The sequence below is a fragment of the Amycolatopsis minnesotensis genome (genome assembly GCF_039529815.1).
Lineage (GTDB): Bacteria > Actinomycetota > Actinomycetes > Mycobacteriales > Pseudonocardiaceae > Amycolatopsis > Amycolatopsis minnesotensis.
This window is the reverse complement of record NZ_BAAANN010000129.1, coordinates 1-1,027: the sequence shown is the minus strand read 5'-3', so window position 1 is coordinate 1,027 and position 1,027 is coordinate 1. Positions and strand designations below refer to the sequence as shown.

The 1,027-nt window shown below is 65.7% G+C and carries 1 protein-coding gene; it reads right to left on the bottom strand.

The window, feature by feature from the left end; translation table 11 throughout:
- The coding region (locus ABD256_RS44145) for an IS630 family transposase (protein WP_344432397.1) at positions 1-1,027 on the bottom strand (1,027 nt) is incomplete at both ends.

Genomic DNA, 1,027 nt, shown 5'->3' with positions numbered 1-1,027 from the left:
CGCGTCTGAGGTTCGTTGACGGGTGGCGTGGGGCAGGATCTGATCGGCGGTCTTGGTCCAGGTGAACGGGTGGCAGCGGGTGTTCCAGCCGTCGATGAAGCCGCGGATCGCGGTGACGAGTTGTTTGACGTTGTCGAAGGATCCGCGGCGGATGGCCTGGCGGGTGATGATGCCGAAGAAGACTTCGACCAGGTTCAGCCAGGAACCCGAGGTGGGCGTGAAGTGCAGCGTGATTCTCGGGTTCTTGGCCAGCCAGTCGTTGATGTCGGCGTGCTTGTGGGTGTGGTAGTTGTCCAGCACGACGTGTAGTTCGCGGCGGGGGTAGGCCTTGGCCACTTTCTTGAGGAAGTCGAGGAACTCGGCTTTGCCGTGCCGGTCGTAGCACTGGTCGGTGACCTTTCCGGTCGCGATCTCCAGTGCCGCGAACAAGGTCGTGGTTCCGTTGCGTTTGTAGTCGTGGGTGGCCTTCTCCGGCAGCCCGGGTCGCAGTGGCAGCATCGGCGCCGTGCGGTTGAGTGCCTGAATCTGGGATTTCTCGTCCACGCACAGCACCAGCGCCTTCTCGGGCGGGTTCAGGTAGAGCCCGACCACGTCGCGGACTTTGGCCTCCAGTTCCGGGTCGGTGGAGAACTTGAACGTCTCCTGCCGCCACGGCTGCACGTGATACTTCCGCCACGCCCTGGCCACTGTCGCGTCCCCGATACCGAGGTGCCTGCCCAGCAGCCGGCTCGACCAGTGCGTCACCGCCAGCACCTCCGGCGGCGGCTCGAGCGTGGCGGCGATGATCCCGGCATCGTCGACGGTTTTCGGGCGCCCGGAACGAGGCTCGTCGTCCAAACCCGCCAGGCCGTGCACCGCGAACCGGTCACGCCACTTGATCACTGTCGGACGAGAAACCCCGACCAGCCGGGCCGCGCCCGAGGTTCCATGTCCGTCCGCGACCGCCAGCACGATCCGAGCCCGCTCGACATGACTGGCCCGGATCGCCCGTGACCGTGTCCACGACTCCAAGATCGCCCGGTCCTCA